The 16,882-nt window shown below is 61.3% G+C and carries 14 protein-coding genes; 3 read left to right on the top strand and 11 right to left on the bottom strand.

What is annotated here, in order from left to right; genetic code table 11:
- Position 1: 1 nt before the first annotated feature.
- From VI215_01440 to VI215_01390, 11 genes are all read right to left on the bottom strand, one after another.
- Positions 2-760: a class II aldolase/adducin family protein gene (locus tag VI215_01440; GenBank protein HEY6190970.1), complete on the bottom strand. Its 759-nt coding sequence runs from the start codon at positions 758-760 to the stop codon at positions 2-4.
- 11 nt (positions 761-771) lie between these two features.
- On the bottom strand, positions 772-2,601 hold the full coding sequence (locus VI215_01435) for a bifunctional homocysteine S-methyltransferase/methylenetetrahydrofolate reductase (protein HEY6190969.1): 1,830 nt from the start codon (positions 2,599-2,601) through the stop codon (positions 772-774).
- An 88-nt stretch (positions 2,602-2,689) separates the two neighbouring features.
- Positions 2,690-3,205: a TlpA disulfide reductase family protein gene (locus tag VI215_01430; GenBank protein ID HEY6190968.1), complete on the bottom strand. Its 516-nt coding sequence runs from the start codon at positions 3,203-3,205 to the stop codon at positions 2,690-2,692.
- 40 nt (positions 3,206-3,245) lie between these two features.
- Complete coding sequence (locus tag VI215_01425; GenBank protein HEY6190967.1) at positions 3,246-3,830, bottom strand: thioredoxin family protein; 585 nt, start codon at positions 3,828-3,830, stop codon at positions 3,246-3,248.
- A gap of 158 nt (positions 3,831-3,988) precedes the next feature.
- Positions 3,989-4,993 (bottom strand): aspartate-semialdehyde dehydrogenase, encoded by a 1,005-nt coding sequence (locus tag VI215_01420; protein HEY6190966.1) that lies wholly within the window; start codon positions 4,991-4,993, stop codon positions 3,989-3,991.
- A complete protein-coding gene (lysA, locus tag VI215_01415; protein HEY6190965.1) occupies positions 4,990-6,249 on the bottom strand; it encodes a diaminopimelate decarboxylase in 1,260 nt (419 codons plus the stop codon). Before lysA ends, VI215_01420 begins: the two co-directional genes overlap by 4 nt.
- A 187-nt stretch (positions 6,250-6,436) precedes the next feature.
- Positions 6,437-7,855, bottom strand: a complete 1,419-nt coding sequence (lysC, locus tag VI215_01410; GenBank protein ID HEY6190964.1) for a lysine-sensitive aspartokinase 3 — start codon at positions 7,853-7,855, stop codon at positions 6,437-6,439.
- A gap of 46 nt (positions 7,856-7,901) precedes the next feature.
- Positions 7,902-8,567, bottom strand: a complete 666-nt coding sequence (locus tag VI215_01405; GenBank protein ID HEY6190963.1) for a site-2 protease family protein — start codon at positions 8,565-8,567, stop codon at positions 7,902-7,904.
- 37 nt (positions 8,568-8,604) lie between these two features.
- Positions 8,605-10,059, bottom strand: a complete 1,455-nt coding sequence (locus tag VI215_01400) for an aminotransferase class V-fold PLP-dependent enzyme (GenBank protein ID HEY6190962.1) — start codon at positions 10,057-10,059, stop codon at positions 8,605-8,607.
- Between the two features lie 5 nt (positions 10,060-10,064).
- Positions 10,065-10,955, bottom strand: a complete 891-nt coding sequence (gene xerD, locus VI215_01395) for a site-specific tyrosine recombinase XerD (protein ID HEY6190961.1) — start codon at positions 10,953-10,955, stop codon at positions 10,065-10,067.
- Positions 10,952-13,522: an HDIG domain-containing metalloprotein gene (locus tag VI215_01390; GenBank protein ID HEY6190960.1), complete on the bottom strand. Its 2,571-nt coding sequence runs from the start codon at positions 13,520-13,522 to the stop codon at positions 10,952-10,954. The genes xerD and VI215_01390 overlap by 4 nt, the downstream gene beginning before the upstream one ends.
- Before the next feature lie 285 nt (positions 13,523-13,807).
- Between VI215_01390 and VI215_01385 the strand changes: the two genes are divergently transcribed.
- From VI215_01385 to VI215_01375, 3 genes are all read left to right on the top strand, one after another.
- Entirely contained in the window at positions 13,808-14,314 is a 507-nt protein-coding gene (locus VI215_01385; protein ID HEY6190959.1) for a TRAP transporter small permease, read from the top strand.
- A 3-nt stretch (positions 14,315-14,317) separates the two neighbouring features.
- On the top strand, positions 14,318-15,595 hold the full coding sequence (locus tag VI215_01380) for a TRAP transporter large permease subunit (protein ID HEY6190958.1): 1,278 nt from the start codon (positions 14,318-14,320) through the stop codon (positions 15,593-15,595).
- Positions 15,596-15,988: 393 nt separating this feature from the next.
- The gene (locus tag VI215_01375; protein ID HEY6190957.1) at positions 15,989-16,879 is read left to right on the top strand and encodes a prohibitin family protein; all 891 of its coding nucleotides are present in this window, start codon (positions 15,989-15,991) and stop codon (positions 16,877-16,879) included.
- Positions 16,880-16,882 lie beyond the last annotated feature (3 nt).

Below are 16,882 nucleotides of genomic sequence, written 5' to 3'. Positions count from 1 at the left end.
CCTATCCGCCTTTTCTATGGATCATTTCCCTGACGGCATCGCGTATTTCCTTGTCGGGGAATGAGGGAATGTCCGCGGCCGGATTGTCGCCCGGCTCGCATGCGGGCTTGCCCGAAGGGTTGAGTCCGTACGACTGCTGGCTGATCGCACGGAGCTTCTCCACATCCCGGGCCGAGAGGATCTTTTCGCCCCCGAGCATGCGCGCCACGAAGGTGATATGGGCGGCATGCTCCACCTTTTCCATTTTATAGTAGGCGTCGTACGGTTCCTTTCCGTAGGCCACCACCCCATGATTCGAGAGGAGGATCGCATCGGCGGTTTCCACGTATGGCTCCAGGGATCCCGCAACTTCCGGGGTCGAAGGAGTCGCATACTCCGCGAGCGGAACCGCTCCCAGCCCGACGATCACCTCGGGAAAGATGCAGCCGGTGAGGGGCTCCCGGGCGACGGCAAACCCCGTCGCGTAGGTCGGATGAGCATGGACGACCGCGTTCACATCGGGCCTGCGGCGGTAGATGAACAAGTGCATCCCCAATTCGGTCGAAGGCCGGGCGCCCGCGCCGACGGGGATTCCGTCGGGGCCGACCTCGACGATATCCTCCGGTGTCACCATTCCCTTGTTCACCGAGGTCCGCGTGGTGAGAAAGTTTCCGTTCGCGAGCCGCGCGCTCACGTTCCCGTCGGTCGCGGTGACGAACCCGCGCGCCGCGAGGCGGTGGCAGATGTCGACGAGCTCGGTTCTGGCTTTGTCGGGGTTCATGGGAGAGCCGCTCACATCGCGCTGAGAAGGTCGTCGACGATGTGGTACTTCTGGAACGGCGGCATCATGTAGACCCCCGCGACGCACGGTTTCGCCTCCCTGATAAAATCCATCGAAAGCTTCACTCCGACTTTCGGGCCATCCGGCCCCGCGGTTCGCATCGCCTCCCGTATCTTGTCGGGGATCCGCATTCCCGGAACCTCGTTGTGGAGAAAGTCGGCGTGCTTATGGCCCCGCAGGGGGATGATGCCGAGCATGACCGGGGTCCTGAGGTGAGCGACGCGCTTCAGGAAGACTTCAAGAGTTTTCATTTCGAAGAGGGGTTGGGTGAAGAAGATATCAGCGCCCGCTTCGATCTTTCGTTCCAGCTTGTCGATCTCCTGGTCGAGATCGTCCGCGCTCGGGTTGGCGGCGCATGCGATGTAGAACGAGGTCGGCTGGCCGATGGAGTTCCCCATGACGTCCGTTCCGTTGTTCATCGACCGGACCGCCCGGATCAATCCGACTGCGTCGACGTCGTGCACCGACGACGCCTGGGGGTAGTCTCCGATGCCGGCGGGATCGCCGGTGATGCAAAGGATGTTCCTGATGCCGAGCGCGTGGGCGCCGAGCAGCTCCGACTGAAGCCCGATCAGGTTGTGATCGCGGGTCGCGCGATGGCACATCGCCTCGATCCCGACCCGTTGCTGAATCTGGGACGAGATCGCGATCGAGCTCATCCGGAGCCTTGCGCGCGCGCCTTCGGTGATGTTGACTGCGTCCACCTTCCGCTCGTAACAAAACTGCGCGGCTTCATAGACCGAAGCCATGTCCAGCCCGCGCGGGATGTCGAGCTCGACGGTGGTCATGAATTTCTTTCCGACATTGCGGGAAAATTTCGACCAGCGGGAGGTCTCGACGTAGTACCTTGGCTCGGGCTCAGAGCGGACAGTCGCCTTCACCCCCGGCGGACCCTTCGGGGCGGGTCTCCCCACCTTCATTCCCTTGACTGCCGTCGCCATCGCACGAATATGCTCCGGGGTCGATCCGCAGCATGCTCCGACGAGGGTTACGCCCGACTCGACGAGCTCCTTGGCGTAAGCGGCCAGATACTCCGGGGTCGTATGATAGATCGACCGTCCGTTCAACAGCGTGGGTATCCCCGCGGCGGGCTGGGCGGAAAGGATCACTCCGTCCTTGTGGACGTTCCGGATGATCGTAAACATCCGCTGCGGGCCGACGGTGCAGTTCGCGCCCACCACGTCGGCGCCCTGCTCGATCAGGTGGTTGATGACGTCGATCGGAAAGGAACCGCTCAGGATGGCTCCGTCTTCGGCGAACGCCTTTTGGGCGACGACCGGAAGATCCGTCAGTTCCTTGGAGACTGCGAGCGCCTCGTCGAGCTCCTGCACGCTGACGAACGTTTCGAGCATGATTAGGTCGACGCCCGCTCCCGCGAGGAGCTCGATCTGCTCCCTGAACGAGTCCCTCGCCTGCTCCCTCTTGATTTTGCCGATCGGCTCGAGAAGCATGCCGGTCGGGCCGACCGATCCGGCCACGTAGACGTTGTCCCCCGCGGCCCGGCGGGCGATCTCGACGCCCCGGAGGTTGATCTCGCGTAGCTGATCCTGGAGGTGAAACTGGGAAAGGCGGAGCCTGTTTGCCGAGAAGGTGTTCGTTTCGATGATCTCGGATCCGGCCTCGATATACTCGCGGTGTATCTGCTCGACAACGCCGGGGTTTTTTATATTTTGGATTTCGTGGGGAAGCTCTTCCAGCCCGTGGAGATCGAGCAGGGTCCCCATCGCGCCGTCGCCGACGATGGGTCCGTCCAGGATTCTCTCACGAAAGGGCTTCTTCATAGGCTCTGAATAATGAAAAAAATCCCGTCAGCCGCGCAGGATGACAGGATCGCTTTACTATTATAACACTTGCACCGCTTATTTGCAATTACCTCCCGAGCAATCGATCCACCGCCTCTTTAAATTGGCTGTAGGTCCGCTCGCCGACTTTCATCTCGGCGAGATTGCCCTGCCGGTCGTAAAAGAACGTCGCGGGAAGCGCGCCGGACCACTCGTCGCTCAATCCCGAAATGAAGGCGTCCTCGCTGCTGTCGCTCATGATGTAGGTCGTAAAGTCCACGCCGAACTTCTTGAGCGCGGGGCGCACCTTCGTTTCGAGATCGTCGGAGTCGTCGGTGGAGAGGAGGATCAGACGGAGGGGTTTCCCCCGGGCAGACCGGTGGATTTTCAACAGGCCGGGCATCTCCTCGGCGCAGGGCTTGCACCAGCTTGCCCACGCGTTCAGGAGCACGACATTTCCGGAATCCGCGGCAAGAATTCTCTTCAGGGTTGCCAGCCCGACTTTCTCGACGACGGGCAGCGTGCTCAGGCCCGAACCGGGACGGGCTGACGATTTCTTAACCGGGACCTGCGCAAGCGATGTCCCGCAGGCCCCCCAGAACAAGAATCCTATCGAAAGGCAGCACGCAAGCGCGCGGCGCATCCTAGTCGGTCACGATTCGCTTGATCGAGCAGCCGAATGCCTTTGACTGCGCGATGGCGGGTTCTTTCCCGGCCAGAAGCTTCGTCAACGCGTCCGCGAGATCATGGGACTTCACCTTCTCCGCTTTCTGGCTGTCGTCGATCCGGCCATGATAGACCAGCTTGCCGGACGGGGCCATCACGTATGTCTCCGGCGTCACCTGGGCGCGGTAGAGGTCGGCCACTTTATTCCGCTCGTCCTTCAGGATCGGAAACTTGAACCCGTGCTTTTTGGCATGCGCCGCGATCGAGGCCATGTCCTCCTCCTTGTTCGCGTTGATCCCGATGACAGCGACTCCCTGTTTGCTGTACTCCTCATAGAGCTGCTCCATCCGGTCGTTGTACCCGTTCGAGACCGGGCACTCGGTGGACATGAACATGAGCACTGCGAGTTTGTTTTGCTTGAGGATTTTGGGAAGGCTGTATTCCTTTCCGTCATAATTCTTCAGCGTAAACGAGGGAACGTCCTCCCCGATCTTCAGGCTCTTCGGATCGGCCGAGAAGGCGATCGCGGAGAGGAAGAACAGGGCAGCAATGATCTGTTTCATGGATGGATCTCCTATTATTTGTTGTTTGTATTGGTTTTCGTTTGGTAGCCGCAGCCTTCAGGCTGCGTTCGACATCGGCGCAAGCTAAAGCTTGCGGCTACCGGGTCTTCAGCCGATTCGGTAGCCGCAGCCTTCAGGCTGCGGGTTTTTAATTAGCGTCAATCCGAGAGGCCCTGCGCCATCCAGGCCTCGGCAATCTGAACCGCGTTCGTCGCGGCGCCCTTGCGGAGGTTATCCGAGACGATCCAGAGGTTCAGGCCGTTCGGTATGCTGTCGTCGACGCGGATTCGGCCCACAAACACTTCGTCCTTCTCATGCGACCAGATCGGCATCGGGTAGACGCTCTTCGAGACATCGTCCTGCACGCAGATTCCCGGGGTCGCGGAGAGGACCCGCCTCACCTCGGCGACATCGAAGGGCTTCTCAAACTCGACGTTGACCGCCTCGCTGTGGCCTCCCACCACCGGCACCCGGACGCAGGTCGCGGTGATTCGGATCGACTGATCCCCGAGAATCTTTCTCGTCTCGTTCACCAGCTTGTGCTCCTCCCGGGAATACCCGTCGTCGAAGAAAATGTCGATCTGCGGCAGGACGTTATAGGCGATCGGATGGGGAAACTTCCGTTCCGGGCTCATCTCCTTTGCGATCTCCGAGTCGAGCTGGCTCACGGCCTTTTTCCCGGCGCCAGTTACCGATTGATACGTGGCGATCACCAGGCGCCGGATCTTCCACCGTTCGTGCAGCGGCTTCAGGGCGACCACCATCTGAATAGTGGAGCAATTGGGGTTTGCGATGATCCCTTTGTGGTTCCCGATGTCATGAGGATTCACCTCGGGGACGACAAGGGGGACATCATCGTTCATCCGGAACTCGCTGCTATTGTCGATCACCAGTGCTCCCGACCGGACGGCGAAAGGGGCAAACTCCCTGCTCACGGACGCGCCCGCGGAAAAGAAGGCCACCTTGACTCCCTCGAAACTCGCGGGGGTGAGTTCCTCGACCGGATGATCCTTCCCGCCGTATTTCAGCATGCGGCCCGCTGACCGGGCGGAGGCGAGCAGGCGAAGCTTCGCCACGGGGAATCTCCGTTCCTCCAGCACGTCGAGCATTTTCCTGCCGACGAGCCCTGACGCCCCGACGACGGCGACATTGATAGGTTTCATGCGTTCGTTCCCGGTCCCGAAATTAATGTGCACCGGCTCCCGTCAACCATGATTTCTGGCGGCTTGGGTCGGCCGTTGTAATTTGACGACAAGACATATCCGTACGCACCAGTACATAACACCGCCAGGTGCTCGCCTCGTTCCACCGAAGGGAGCGCCCGGTCCAGGGCAAAAAAATCCCCGCTCTCGCACAACGGCCCCACTACATCGACCAGCTCCTGCTTCACGTCCCGGACGACAAGCGGGACGATCTGGTGGTACGATTGATAGAGGCTGGGGCGGATCAAATCGTTCATTCCAGCGTCCACAATCACGAATGTTTTCCCGCTGCTCACCTTTCTATATAGCACTTTTGTGATCAAAACACCAGCGTGGGCGACGATCGAGCGCCCGGGCTGGATGAGAATCCTGCACCCCGCCTCCCGAAGGACCGGAAGGATATGTTTCAGCATGTTGACCGTCGAGAGATCGGCCTCGGGGTTCTCGCGTTCCGAAGGGATCCGGGGGTGGATCACATAGTCCCGGTACTGGACGCCGAACCCCCCGCCGAAATTCAGCTGGGTGACGCCGATGCCGCTCGCCCGGAGCCGCGCGATCAGATCGACGATCGCCCGCGCCGCGGCGGCGAAGGTCTCCCCTTTCGTGATCTGCGATCCGATATGGCTGTGGATCCCGAGGATCTCCACGGCCGGAAGCGCCATGGCCGACCGGAGTATCTCCTCCGCGCGCGACGATTCGACGCCGAACTTGTTGTGCTTCCGGCCGGTCGTGATATACGGGTGGGTGTCGGAGGCGATGTCGAGATTCACGCGAAGGAAAATGCGGGCCCGCTTCCCGAGACGGTTCGCGATGCCGTTCACGACACCGATCTCTTCTTCCGACTCCACGTTGAGGGCGAGAATGTCCCGCTCGAGCGCGGCGGCGATCTCGTCGTCGCGTTTCCCGACCCCGCTGAAGGTGACCGAACCCGGCGGAAAACCGGCGTCGAGGGCGAGGCGCAACTCGCCGATCGATCCGACGTCCGCGCCGATCCCCTCAGCCGCGAGGACGCTCAGGATCTCCGGGCTCGCGTTCGCCTTGAGGGCGTAGCACGACAGGTGGTCGGTCCCTCCGAACGCGCTCTCGATCCACCGGCAGTGGTCGATGACGGATTGCCTGCTGTAGACATAGGCGGGGGTGCCGAACCGGCGCGCGACATCGCCGAGGTCCGTCTCCTCGCACCACAACCGGTCGTCCTTATATCGAAATTGTTCCAATTACTCTCCGATAACGTTCAATCAACGGGATCCAAAACCCTTCGCTTCGCTCAGTCCGCAACCTGAAGCTTGCGGCTACCTATACCTCTACCGTCATCATTTGGTAGCCGCAGCCTTTAGGCTGCGGTCCGCGACCGGAAGGTCGCGGATACCGTCTCCTCACGCAGTCTGGGATCCTTCGCTTCGCTCAGGATGACAATGCGTCGGGCGGAAAAAATTCGTCGTGGAGGACCCTGACCGTCCTGTTCACGTCCCGTTCGTCGACCACCAGCGTCAGGTTGATCTCCGAGGCGCCCTCGGAAACCATTTCAATGTTCACACGGGCCCTCGCGAGCGCTCCGAAGATTCTCGCGCCGATCCCGGGAGTGTGTTTCATCCCCTCTCCGACGACGCAGATGATGGCCTTGTTCCTCGAAATCCGGGTTTCCCCTATTTGTTCCAGCTCTTTCGTGATCTCCGGAAGGGACTCTTCACTATCGACGGTGAGCGAGACGCTCACCTCGGAGGTCGCGACCACGTCGACGCTCTTCTCGTGATCGGCGAAGATCGAGAAGAGCCGTGCGAGGAACCCGTGGGCCATGAGCATCCGGGAGGAGCCGACATTGATGACGACGATCCCCCTCTTGCACGCGATCGACTTGATCACTTCCCTGCCGTCCCGGTTCCGATCCTCTTCGGGCACATCCCGCACGATCATCGTCCCGGGAAACTCCGGGCGGCGCGAATTCAACACCCTCACGGGAATGTTCTCCCGGACGGCCGGAAGAATCGTCCGCGGGTGGAGCACTTTCGCCCCGAAATAGGCGAGCTCCGACGCCTCGTCGAAACTCATCAGGCTGATCGGGCGCGATTCCGGAATGACGGAGGGGTCCGCGGTCATCATGCCGTCGACGTCCGTCCAGATCTGGATCTCCTCGACGCCGAGCACCGACCCGAAGATGGCGGCGCTCAGGTCCGACCCTCCTCTTCCGATTGTGGTGGGGGTGCCGTCGTCAGCCGCCCCGATGAAGCCCTGCGTGATGACCGCCGTCCCGGGACGGAGCAGCGGGAGAAGCAGCTCTCTCGCCCGAAGCTCCACCTGTTCGAGCCGGGGTTGCGCAGAAGAATAGTTCCTGTCGGTCGCCATCACCTGCCGCGCGTCGACCAGGGCGGTCGCAAGACCCTCCTCCGCGGCCGCGGCGTGAAGAATGAGGGACGAGAGCCGTTCCCCGCATCCGGTCATCGCGTCGACCGACCGGTCCGTCAATTCGCCCAGCAGATAGACGCCATGGACCATGTTCCGGAGCTCTTCGAAGATCTCCCCGATCGCGATATCGAGTTGATCGGCTCGCGCGGATCCGGCGGCTTTTGCCTCTCCGCCGGCCCCGGTCAGTTCACGGATCATGCAGGCGTGCCGCTCCCTGACCGCATCGAGAATCGAGAGGGCCCCCTTTTCGTCCCGGTCCCTCACCGCGTGGGCGGCGGCGAGAAGGTCGTTGGTCACGCCGGAACAGGCGGAGACCACAACCAGCGGGGCGCGCCCGAGCTCCCCCCGGATGATCCGGATCACCCTTCGCATGGCGGTGGCGTCCTCGACGGAGGTCCCGCCGAACTTCATGACAATCATGGGTTCAGGACCGCTGGTGTACTCGGGGCGGGGCGGAGCGCGAAGATCATTGGAAAACCTGAATCATCAGGAAGAACGGGTATGAAAGCGCGCCGATCACCTGGCTGAAGAGGAGCGCGAAGGGATGCCACCGCATCAGGATCAGGATGAAGAAGATCCCGAAGAAACCGACGCTCCGGTAACGCACGCTCATCTCCTCGGGGAGCAGCGACGCCACCACATGCGACCCGTCGAGCGGCGGTATGGGGATCATGTTGAAAACGCCCAAGACGATGTTCAGGACGATCCCGCCGTAGAACATCTTCAGGAGAAAGACCGCCGCATCGGCGGCGATCGGGCTGGATTCGGGCACGAACTGCGAAAGTTTCTGAAGCACGATGTAGATGACCGTGCAAATGAAGGAGAGGATAAAATTCGAAACGGGACCCACGACGGAGACGAGTATGTCGTCGCGCCGCATGTCCGAAAAATTGAGCGGGTTGACGGGAACCGGCTTCGCCCAAGCGATGAAAACGCGCCCGGTCGCGACCAGCGAAAAAAGCGGAACGAGCACCGATCCTACCGGGTCGATGTGCGGAATGGGATTCAGCGTCAAGCGCCCGAGATCGCGCGCCGTCGTGTCGCCGAGCCTGAGGGCCATCCATCCGTGGGAGATTTCATGGATCACGACGGAAAAGAGAAGAATCGGGAGGATATAGAGTTGCTCCGTCACCGGGGTTCACCGCCGGGGAAGCGTCCGGCCGGCGCCGTCATGAAACCCCTTCGGGTGTGGCGAACAGTTGTGAGGCGCCCTCTTGCCGGAAAAACCGGGAGTGGTCGATCCTGTAGTTCCGCTCCACATACATTCCGGTCAGGGGGTCGACGGAATAGGACCCGCGCTGCTCGTTCCGGACGATCCGCTCCAGCGACTCGACGAAGATATCGACATCCTCCTCGTTGTTGTAACAACCGAAGCTTGCCCTCGCCATTCCGGGGAGGATCGGGTTGTCGCACCGCGCCGCCCGCTTCGATTTTTCTTCTTCCGAAGAAACGTTCAGGAGCGTCCTCATGTAGGGCTGCGCGCAGAAATTCCCGTTCCTGACTCCGATGCCCCCTTCGACGCTCAGGATCGTCGCCACAAGGGCATGGTCGATCCCTTCGACATTGAAGGGGATGACGCCGACTTTGTTCGCCGACGCCTCCGCCGGCCCGTAGATTCGGACCCTGGGAAGCCGCTTGATCCGGGAGAACGCGTAGTCGAGAAGCGCGTGTTCCCTCGCCGCGATGGCGTCCATCCCGACCGAGCGGAGCATGGAGAGGGCTTCCGCGAGCGCCACGGCCCCCACCACGTTCGGGCTCCCGGCCTCGTCCTTGTGGGGCGGAGCGCCCCACTCCACGTCCTCCACACCGACATATGAAACCGTCCCGCCGCCCACCTGGTCCGGCGCCCCCGCTTCGAAAAATTCGAGCGGGCCGACGAGCACGCCGATGCCGAACGGAGCATAAATCTTGTGCGCCGAGTAGGCGATGAAGTCGATATGCCCCGGATGCGCGTCGGGGAGGATGTCGATCGCGCGGTGCGGGGCCAGCTGGGCCGCGTCGACGAAGATCTTCGCGCCGGCCGCGTGCGCCCACTCGGCGATTTCATGGATCGGATTACAGATGCCGGTCACGTTCGAGGCCCCGCTGACTGCGACCAGCTTCACGCGGCCCTTGTTCTCCGCGATGAGCTTCCGGAGAGCCGGCAGGTCGATCCCGCCGTCCGGCCCGACTCCCGCGTGGGCGATGCGTCCGTGCCTCCTCCACGGGAGATCGTTCGAATGATGTTCCATCATGGTCGTGACCACCAGATCGTCGGGCCCGAGGGAGAACCGCCGGGCGAGCGTGTTGATCGATTCGGTGGTGTTCTTCGAAAAGAGGACGACGTTCGTCGCAAGGTCTGCGCCGACGAATTCGCCCGCGATGCGATGGGCCTCCACGTAGACGTTCGTCGCGACGACCGCCTTGTATCCGATCCCTCTGTGGACGCCCGAATACCAGGGCATGAACTCCTCGATGCAGCGGAGGACCGAGCGGAACGTCGGGGTGCTCGCGGCGTTGTCGAGAAAGATGTAGCGACGCTCGGAGCCGTCGAGCAGGGGAATTTTTACATCCAATCCGACCACTTCGTTGCGGAGGTCGGAGATCGTCAGTGCGCGTTGCCTGTCGGCTTGCATGGTTTCCATAATGATTACCCGCGTGGGTGAAAAGTTCTGTGAACTTCCTTGAGATACTCCCGGTCGATGTGGGTGTAGATCTGGGTCGTCGCGATGTCCGAATGACCGAGCATTTCCTGGACCGCCCTCAGGTCGGCGCCCCCCTCGAGGAGGTGGGTCGCGAAGGAATGCCTGAGGGTGTGCGGGTGGACCTCTTTTTCCAACCCCGACCGGGTGGAGCTGGCCCGCACGATATTCCAGACAGACATGCGGGACATCGGCTTGCCCCTCGCGTTGAGAAACAGGGTCTCCTGGCCGTTCCCGTCCCGCGCCAGGCGTACCCGGACCTTCAGAAGGTACCGGCGAAGCCATTTCAACGCCGAGCGTCCGATCGGAACGATCCTCTCCTTGGACCCCTTTCCGAACACTCGCACGAATCCCTCACGTTCATCCACGGACGATCGCTTCAAACCGATCAGTTCCGAGACCCGCATGCCCGTGGCGTACATCGTCTCGAGGATCGCCCGGTCGCGAAGGCCGAGGTCGCTTGCGGTGTCGGGCTGTTTCAGGATCTCGTCCACTTCGTCCGGGTTGAGAACATCCGGGAGCTTCTTCGGAAGTTTCGGGGATTCCACCAGCCGGGCGGGGTCGCGCTGCGTGAGTTGCTCCCCGATAAGGAACTTGTGGAACATTTTGATGGCCGACAGGCTCCGCGAAACGCTCCGGGGAGAGAGGCCCATCCTGCCGAGCATCGCCACGTAGGCCGTCACCTCGCGATCGCTCACCTTACCGATCTCTCTCACACCGGTCCCTTCGAGGTAGTCGAGATATCGCGTGAGGTCCGAAGAGTAGGAGGCGATGGTATTCGCGGCGGCATTCTTCTCAAGCGTCAGATAGTGCACGTATGAGCGGAGATGTTCTCTCACGACGGCACTTCGGGAGAGCGGCCCTGAGCCGGTTCTCCCCCCTTCATTCCTTCGGCGCCCGATTCCGCAGGTCGCGGGACTCCGCCATCCCCCCCGCCGGGTTCCTCGGGGCCTGATGCCGGTTCTTCTCCTTCGGGGTCGGCCACGGCAGGTGCGTGCCCCTCGCGCTCCTCACCGGGCCGGCGCAAATGCCGCCGGAAGTGCTCGCGGCGGCGCTGCTCAGTCTCCCGCCCGGCCGGCTGCTCTTCGGGAGGCGGGCCTTCGGGCCCCGGATCCTTCTCCGCAACGCCTGCATCGGAAAGTTCCTGTGCGGTCCGGAGTTGATCGGGGTACTGAATCCGCTGGTGGTGAATCCCCAGGAGGATTTTCAAGAACGCCTCTTTTATCCGGGTCAGATCCCGGAGCGTAAGGTCGCAATAATCGAGCTGGCCCTCCACAAAGCGCTGCTTGATCATGCTCTCGATCGACGCTTCGAGCCATTGCGGCGTGATCTCGGTCAGGGAGCGGGTCGAGGCCTCCACCGAGTCGGCGAGCATGACCAGGCCCGCCTCCTTCGTCTGGGGCTTCGGGCCGGGGTAGCGGTAGTCGTCCTCCACGACGCTCTCCTTGGCGTTTTTTTTTGCCGCCTGGTTCATCGCCTTGTCGAGGAAGTAGGAGATGAGCGTGGTTCCGTGGTGCTGCGGAATGAAATCGACGATTTTCTCCGGCAGGCCGTACTGCCTGCCCAGCTCGACTCCGTCTCTCACATGCGCCGCGATGATCCGGGCGCTCATTCTCGGCTTCAGACGGTTGTGACGGTTCACCGACCCGACCTGGTTCTCGACGAAGTATTCGGGCTTGATCATCTTGCCGATGTCGTGATAGTAGGCCCCGACCCGGGCGAGGATGGAATTCGCGCCGATCGCCTCGGCGCCCGCCTCGGCCAGGTTTCCGAGAAGCATGCTGTGGTGAAACGTGCCGGGCGCTTTCTCGGCGAGCTGGCGCAGGAGCGGCTGGTTGAAATCCGACAACTCGAGCAGCGTCAGGTCCGTCGTGATCTTGAATACCCTCTCGAAAAAGATCAGGAGGCCGTACGTGAGGACCGGCGAAAAGATGGCGTTCGCCATCGCATAGGTGAGCGAGGTGAGGACGGTGTTGAAGCTCTCGTTCCGCTCGAACGAAAGCGTGAGGATCGTCAGCGAGTACCCGAGGAAGATGAACATGAGCGAGCGGAAAATCTGCGTCCGGTTCCGGATATCCCTTACCGTATACGCGCCGAGCGAGCCGGCGACAAGGCACGTCAGCGCGATCCCGTAGTCGTTCCCCTTGATCCCTCCGATGAGGAGCGCCATCGTCACGGTTCCGTAGAACGCGACGCGGGAGTCGAAGATGATGGTGAGCAGCATCGAGGCGGCCGGGACGAAGATCAGGTAGTCGGCCGGATCCGGCAGGTTGGAGGTGGAGGTCACATACGCGAAGAGGGTTTCCATCAACAGAAGCAGAGCCACGAGCGTCAGCTTCGCGTTATCGTGGAAGATCCGCTTGCGGAACAGGAAAAGATAGATCCCGTACAACCCGACCACCAGCATGACGTGGAAGAGGATCCCCACCGTATGCTTCCAATCGCTCAGCTCCGCGCCCCGGTCGATCCTCGCCCTCTGGTACGAATCGAGCTTCAGCTTGTTCTCTTCGGTGATCCGGTCGTGCCGCCCGATCACGCGCTCGTTCTCCTGCACGAAACCCACGGTCCGGGCCACGTTGTCCTCCGCAAGCTGGATCTCGCGGTTGGTTTCGGAGGCGTCGTACACCAGGTTGGGGCGGAGGGCGGCGCCCGCGACCTTCGACGCGACCGAAGTCAGAACCTTGTCGCCCGCGGCCCGGTCGCATTGCTCCGCTACGGCCCGCAGCGCCTCCCCCGCGTCGTACACCTTGTCGTTGAGGACGATGTCCTCGTTGTTCCCCTTGCGTATCGAGACGAATCCTGGAGTATGGCTCCCCTTCGCGCGGTCAAGGACCCCGGAACGGAGGATGTCCGCAAGGGCCTTCGAGATGGTCCCCTCGAGATCGACGAAGCGTTGAGCGGATTTCTTGTCCCCGGCGGCGGCCGACTGGATCACCTGCTTCCATTCCGTGTCGGAGAGCGAGAAGGGGACCTGGGAGGCGGCCTGCTCGAACCGGAGGGAGTCCTGCCGGGCATGCGAGTGGAGCCACCGGCTGCGGGCCTGCGCAGCCTGCTTCAGATTCCTGAAAATCACCGGGATCGAATCGACTTCGTTCCGGCTCACCTCCTCGCGGCGGTCGAAGACAGGCGAAACGGATCTTGCCGCCTCGAGCCGCTCTTTTTCGTATTGCGGGGCGTCTTTGAGGATGGGAAACGAGAAGGGGGCGATCAGATCCTTGTCGGCCCAGATCGCGCCGAGGCCGTAATTGTACTCGATCGACTCGGGATGCGGAAACATCAGCGCGACCAGGATCACCAGGACGACGCCGATCGCGACCTTGACGGGGAGGCTGTCGTTCGCGCGCCCGGTCTGAAACACCGCCGCGACGCGCTCGAGAGTCGTTCTATGTTCCGGTTCCGGTTCCATCGATTCTTCACAAATATGTCAAGAAGTTGAGAGAGAAGCAAGGTAACGGCAGAGAGCGACGTGCCGCAATTAGGCCGCAAACCTCCCCACCTCGTCATGCTGACATGCTTTAGGTCAGCATCTTCCAACGCTTTTAAAGATCCCGACCAGAAACATGTCGGGATGACGAGAATGGATGAAACCGAGGCACTACGGTGCATCGAACGACGTGCAAATGCGGCAAAGAGTTTGTATATTCACGGAAATTCGAATGACCGCCATTCCACCACTCCCCTTGCGCAGGGAATGAAAGCCTTACGTTTCATCGACATCGTCCTGACGAAACTGGTCGACATCGCCCTCGTCGGACTCTTTGGAGTCATGATGGGTCTCGCCGTCCTGCAGGTGTTTCTCCGCTACTTTTTCAACGGCGCCATCCCCTGGGGGGACATTGCCGCCCGCAGCCTCGTCATCTGGGTTGGTTTGCTCGGCGCGGTGCTCGCGACGCGCGAGAATAAACACTTTCAAATCGATGTTCTTACCCGGTTCCTGAGTCCGCGTTCAAAGCTCTGGCTCCAGCGCGTTTCCAACCTCTTCGCCTCGGTGGTCTGCTATTTCCTCGGCGGCGCCGGCATCACGATGCTGAACATCGACAGCGGGAACAAGACCTTCCTGGACCTTCCCGTTCTGGTCGTCGAAGTCATCATACCGGCCGGGTTTTACCTCATGACGATCCAGTTTCTCCTTCGGGCGATCGCCGGTCCGGCCGGGGAAGAGGAAACATCGCCAGGTGAACTGCCGGAGGCGGGGTAAGCCGTGGAATTGATCCTCATCGGAGCGATCCTCCTCATTCTTTCTCTCGCCGGCGCCCCGCTCTTCACCATCATCGCGGGCATCGCCCTCCTCGCATTCAACGCCGCAGGCATCGATATCGCGGCGTTGATCGTCGAGCTCTCCCGGCTGGCCGATTTCCCCTCTCTCATCGCGATCCCGCTCTTCACGTTCGCCGGGCATATCCTGGCGGAAAGCAAGGCGCCGGCCCGGTTGATGAACTTCGTCCAGGCGCTCTTCGGCTGGATGCCGGGCGGGATGGCGGTCGTCGCGCTCTGCACCGCCGCCCTGTTCACCGCGTTCACAGGCGCCTCCGGCGTGACGATCATCGCGCTCGGCGGCCTGCTCTACCCGTCGCTCCTCAAGCACGGATATCCCGAAAAGTTTTCGCTCGGCCTCATGACGACATCGGGGAGTCTCGGGCTCTTATTCCCCCCTTCGCTGCCGATCATTCTCTACGCCCTGGTCGCGAAAGTGAATCTCGACACGCTCTTTCTCGCAGGGCTCGTGCCGGGGATCCTCCTCCTTCTCGTTCTCTCCGCCTACAGCATCCGGGTCGGGATCGCCGCGAAGGTCGAACGAATTCCCTTCTCGTTCGGGAACGTCTGGCGGGGCCTGAAGGAAGCCGCCTGGGAGCTGCCGCTGCCGGTTCTCGTCATCGGCGGGATCTACGGAGGGGCGTTCACCGCCACGGAAGCCGCGGCCGTAACGGCCATCTACGCCGTCGTCGTCGAAGTGTTCATCCGCAAGGACCTCACATTGTTCCGGGATGTTCCCCGGGTGATTCGGGAGAGCATGATGCTCGTTGGGGCCATCCTGATCATGCTGGGAGCCTCCATGGGTTTGACGAATTACCTCATCGACCAGGAAATCCCCGGGAAACTCTTCGCCCTGATGAACGAATACGTCAACAATAAGTATGCGTTTCTTCTTATTCTCAACGCCATTCTTCTGGGGATCACCATGATCGAGATCTATTCGGCGATCATCATCATCGTGCCCATCATCATCCCCATTGCGACAAACTACGGGGTGGATCCCGTCCACCTCGGGATCATGTTCCTGATGAACCTTGAGATCGGCTATGTGATCCCGCCGCTCGCTCTGAACATTTTCCTTGCCAGCTCCCGGTTTAAGAAAACCCTGCCTCAGATCTATGTCGCCGTCCTTCCCTTCCTGGCGCTGCTTCTCGCCGTCCTGGCGCTGATCACCTGCTTCCCGGACCTGAGCATCTGGCTCACGACGGTCGTCGGGAAGCATTGACCCGTTATCGACTGCCGGATCGAACGAACGCAACCTGAAGGCTGCTTGCAGTTTGCTTCTCGCTCCCACGGTCCCCGTGGGAGCGTGGAGGCGGGACGCTCCGCGTCCCAACCTCGTTGCGGCGCAGAGCGCCGCGGACTGCGTTCCCACGCAGAGCGTGGGAACGAGAACAACGTTTCCCCACCTCGTCATGCTGACATGCTCCTGGTCAGCATCTTCCTACTCTTTTAGAAAGATCCCGACCTGAAACATGTCGGGATGACGGCAAGAGATGAAAATGCGACACACCCTGATTTCCCCCGTGTTTGACATTCGGCGGGGGTAGGCGTATATTGTCGTCGCCATCGAGCAACTCACCCGGGGGGCTTCCCACTTTCGTCCAAGGAGATCGACATGTTATTCATCGTTAGCCTGCTGCTTGCAATCATCACCTTTTTCCTCTGGCAAAACGCCCGCAGAAAAGTCGCGGTCGAGCACAACCTGACCTACAAGCCGGCAGCCAATGCCGCAATCGTGGTCTGCCTCGCAGCTCTCGTTCTCGCGCTTTCGGAATGCTTCACGACGATCCCGGCCGGGCATGTCGGCGTGGTGAATTTCTTCGGAACGGTCTCGGACATGACGCTGAAGGCCGGCATCAACGGGATGAACCCGCTCGCCAGCGTGATCAAGATGTCGATCCAGACGCAGGAATTGAAGGAAGTGATGGATGTCCCGTCGAAGGAAGGCCTTACGGTCCAGCTTGAGGTCAGCATTCTCTACCATCTGAACCCCGAGAAGGCCTCCGATGTCTATAAGACTGTCGGAGAGGAGTACGCCGCGGTCATCGTCGAGCCGCAGTTCCGGTCGGTGACGAGGGGCGTCACCGCCGGCTTCGAAGCGAAGGCGCTCTACACCTCGGAGCGGGAGCACCTCTCGTCGCTCATCCTGAAGGAAATCCAGGACGCGACCGAGAAGCGGGGAGTCAGCGTGGAGTCCGCGCCGCTGCGCAGGGTCGGCTTGCCCGCGGGGCTATCGCAATCGATCGAATCGAAATTGCAGGCGGAACAGGAGAGCCAGCGGATGGAATTCATCCTGACGAAGGAACGCCAGGAGGCGGACCGGAAACGGATCGAAGCTCAGGGGATTTCGGATTTCCAGAAGATCGTCGTCACGACCATCACCGATCAGCTCCTTCGGTGGAAGGGGATCGAAGCGACGGAGAAGCTGGCAGGATCGGCGAACGCGAAGGTGGTGGTGATCGGCTCGGGCAAAGACGGGCTGCCGGTGATATTGGATACGAAGTAACCG

It is taken from the genome of Bacteroidota bacterium, assembly GCA_036522515.1.
Lineage (GTDB): Bacteria > Bacteroidota > Ignavibacteria > UBA10030 > SZUA-254 > VBOC01.
This window is presented reverse-complemented; position numbering and strand designations above follow the sequence as displayed.

Excerpts from the sequence above, each read along its gene's own strand:
- VI215_01440 (HEY6190970.1), bottom strand. The coding sequence starts at position 760 with ATGAACCCCGACAAAGCCAGAACCGAGCTCGTCGACATCTGCCACCGC.
- VI215_01400 (HEY6190962.1), bottom strand. The coding sequence starts at position 10,059 with ATGGAAACCATGCAAGCCGACAGGCAACGCGCACTGACGATCTCCGAC.
- VI215_01385 (HEY6190959.1), top strand. The coding sequence starts at position 13,808 with ATGAAAGCCTTACGTTTCATCGACATCGTCCTGACGAAACTGGTCGAC.
- lysC (HEY6190964.1), bottom strand. The coding sequence starts at position 7,855 with ATGATTGTCATGAAGTTCGGCGGGACCTCCGTCGAGGACGCCACCGCC.
- VI215_01425 (HEY6190967.1), bottom strand. The coding sequence starts at position 3,830 with ATGAAACAGATCATTGCTGCCCTGTTCTTCCTCTCCGCGATCGCCTTC.
- VI215_01420 (HEY6190966.1), bottom strand. The coding sequence starts at position 4,993 with ATGAAACCTATCAATGTCGCCGTCGTCGGGGCGTCAGGGCTCGTCGGC.
- VI215_01435 (HEY6190969.1), bottom strand. The coding sequence starts at position 2,601 with ATGAAGAAGCCCTTTCGTGAGAGAATCCTGGACGGACCCATCGTCGGC.
- VI215_01375 (HEY6190957.1), top strand. The coding sequence starts at position 15,989 with ATGTTATTCATCGTTAGCCTGCTGCTTGCAATCATCACCTTTTTCCTC.
- VI215_01390 (HEY6190960.1), bottom strand. The coding sequence starts at position 13,522 with ATGGAACCGGAACCGGAACATAGAACGACTCTCGAGCGCGTCGCGGCG.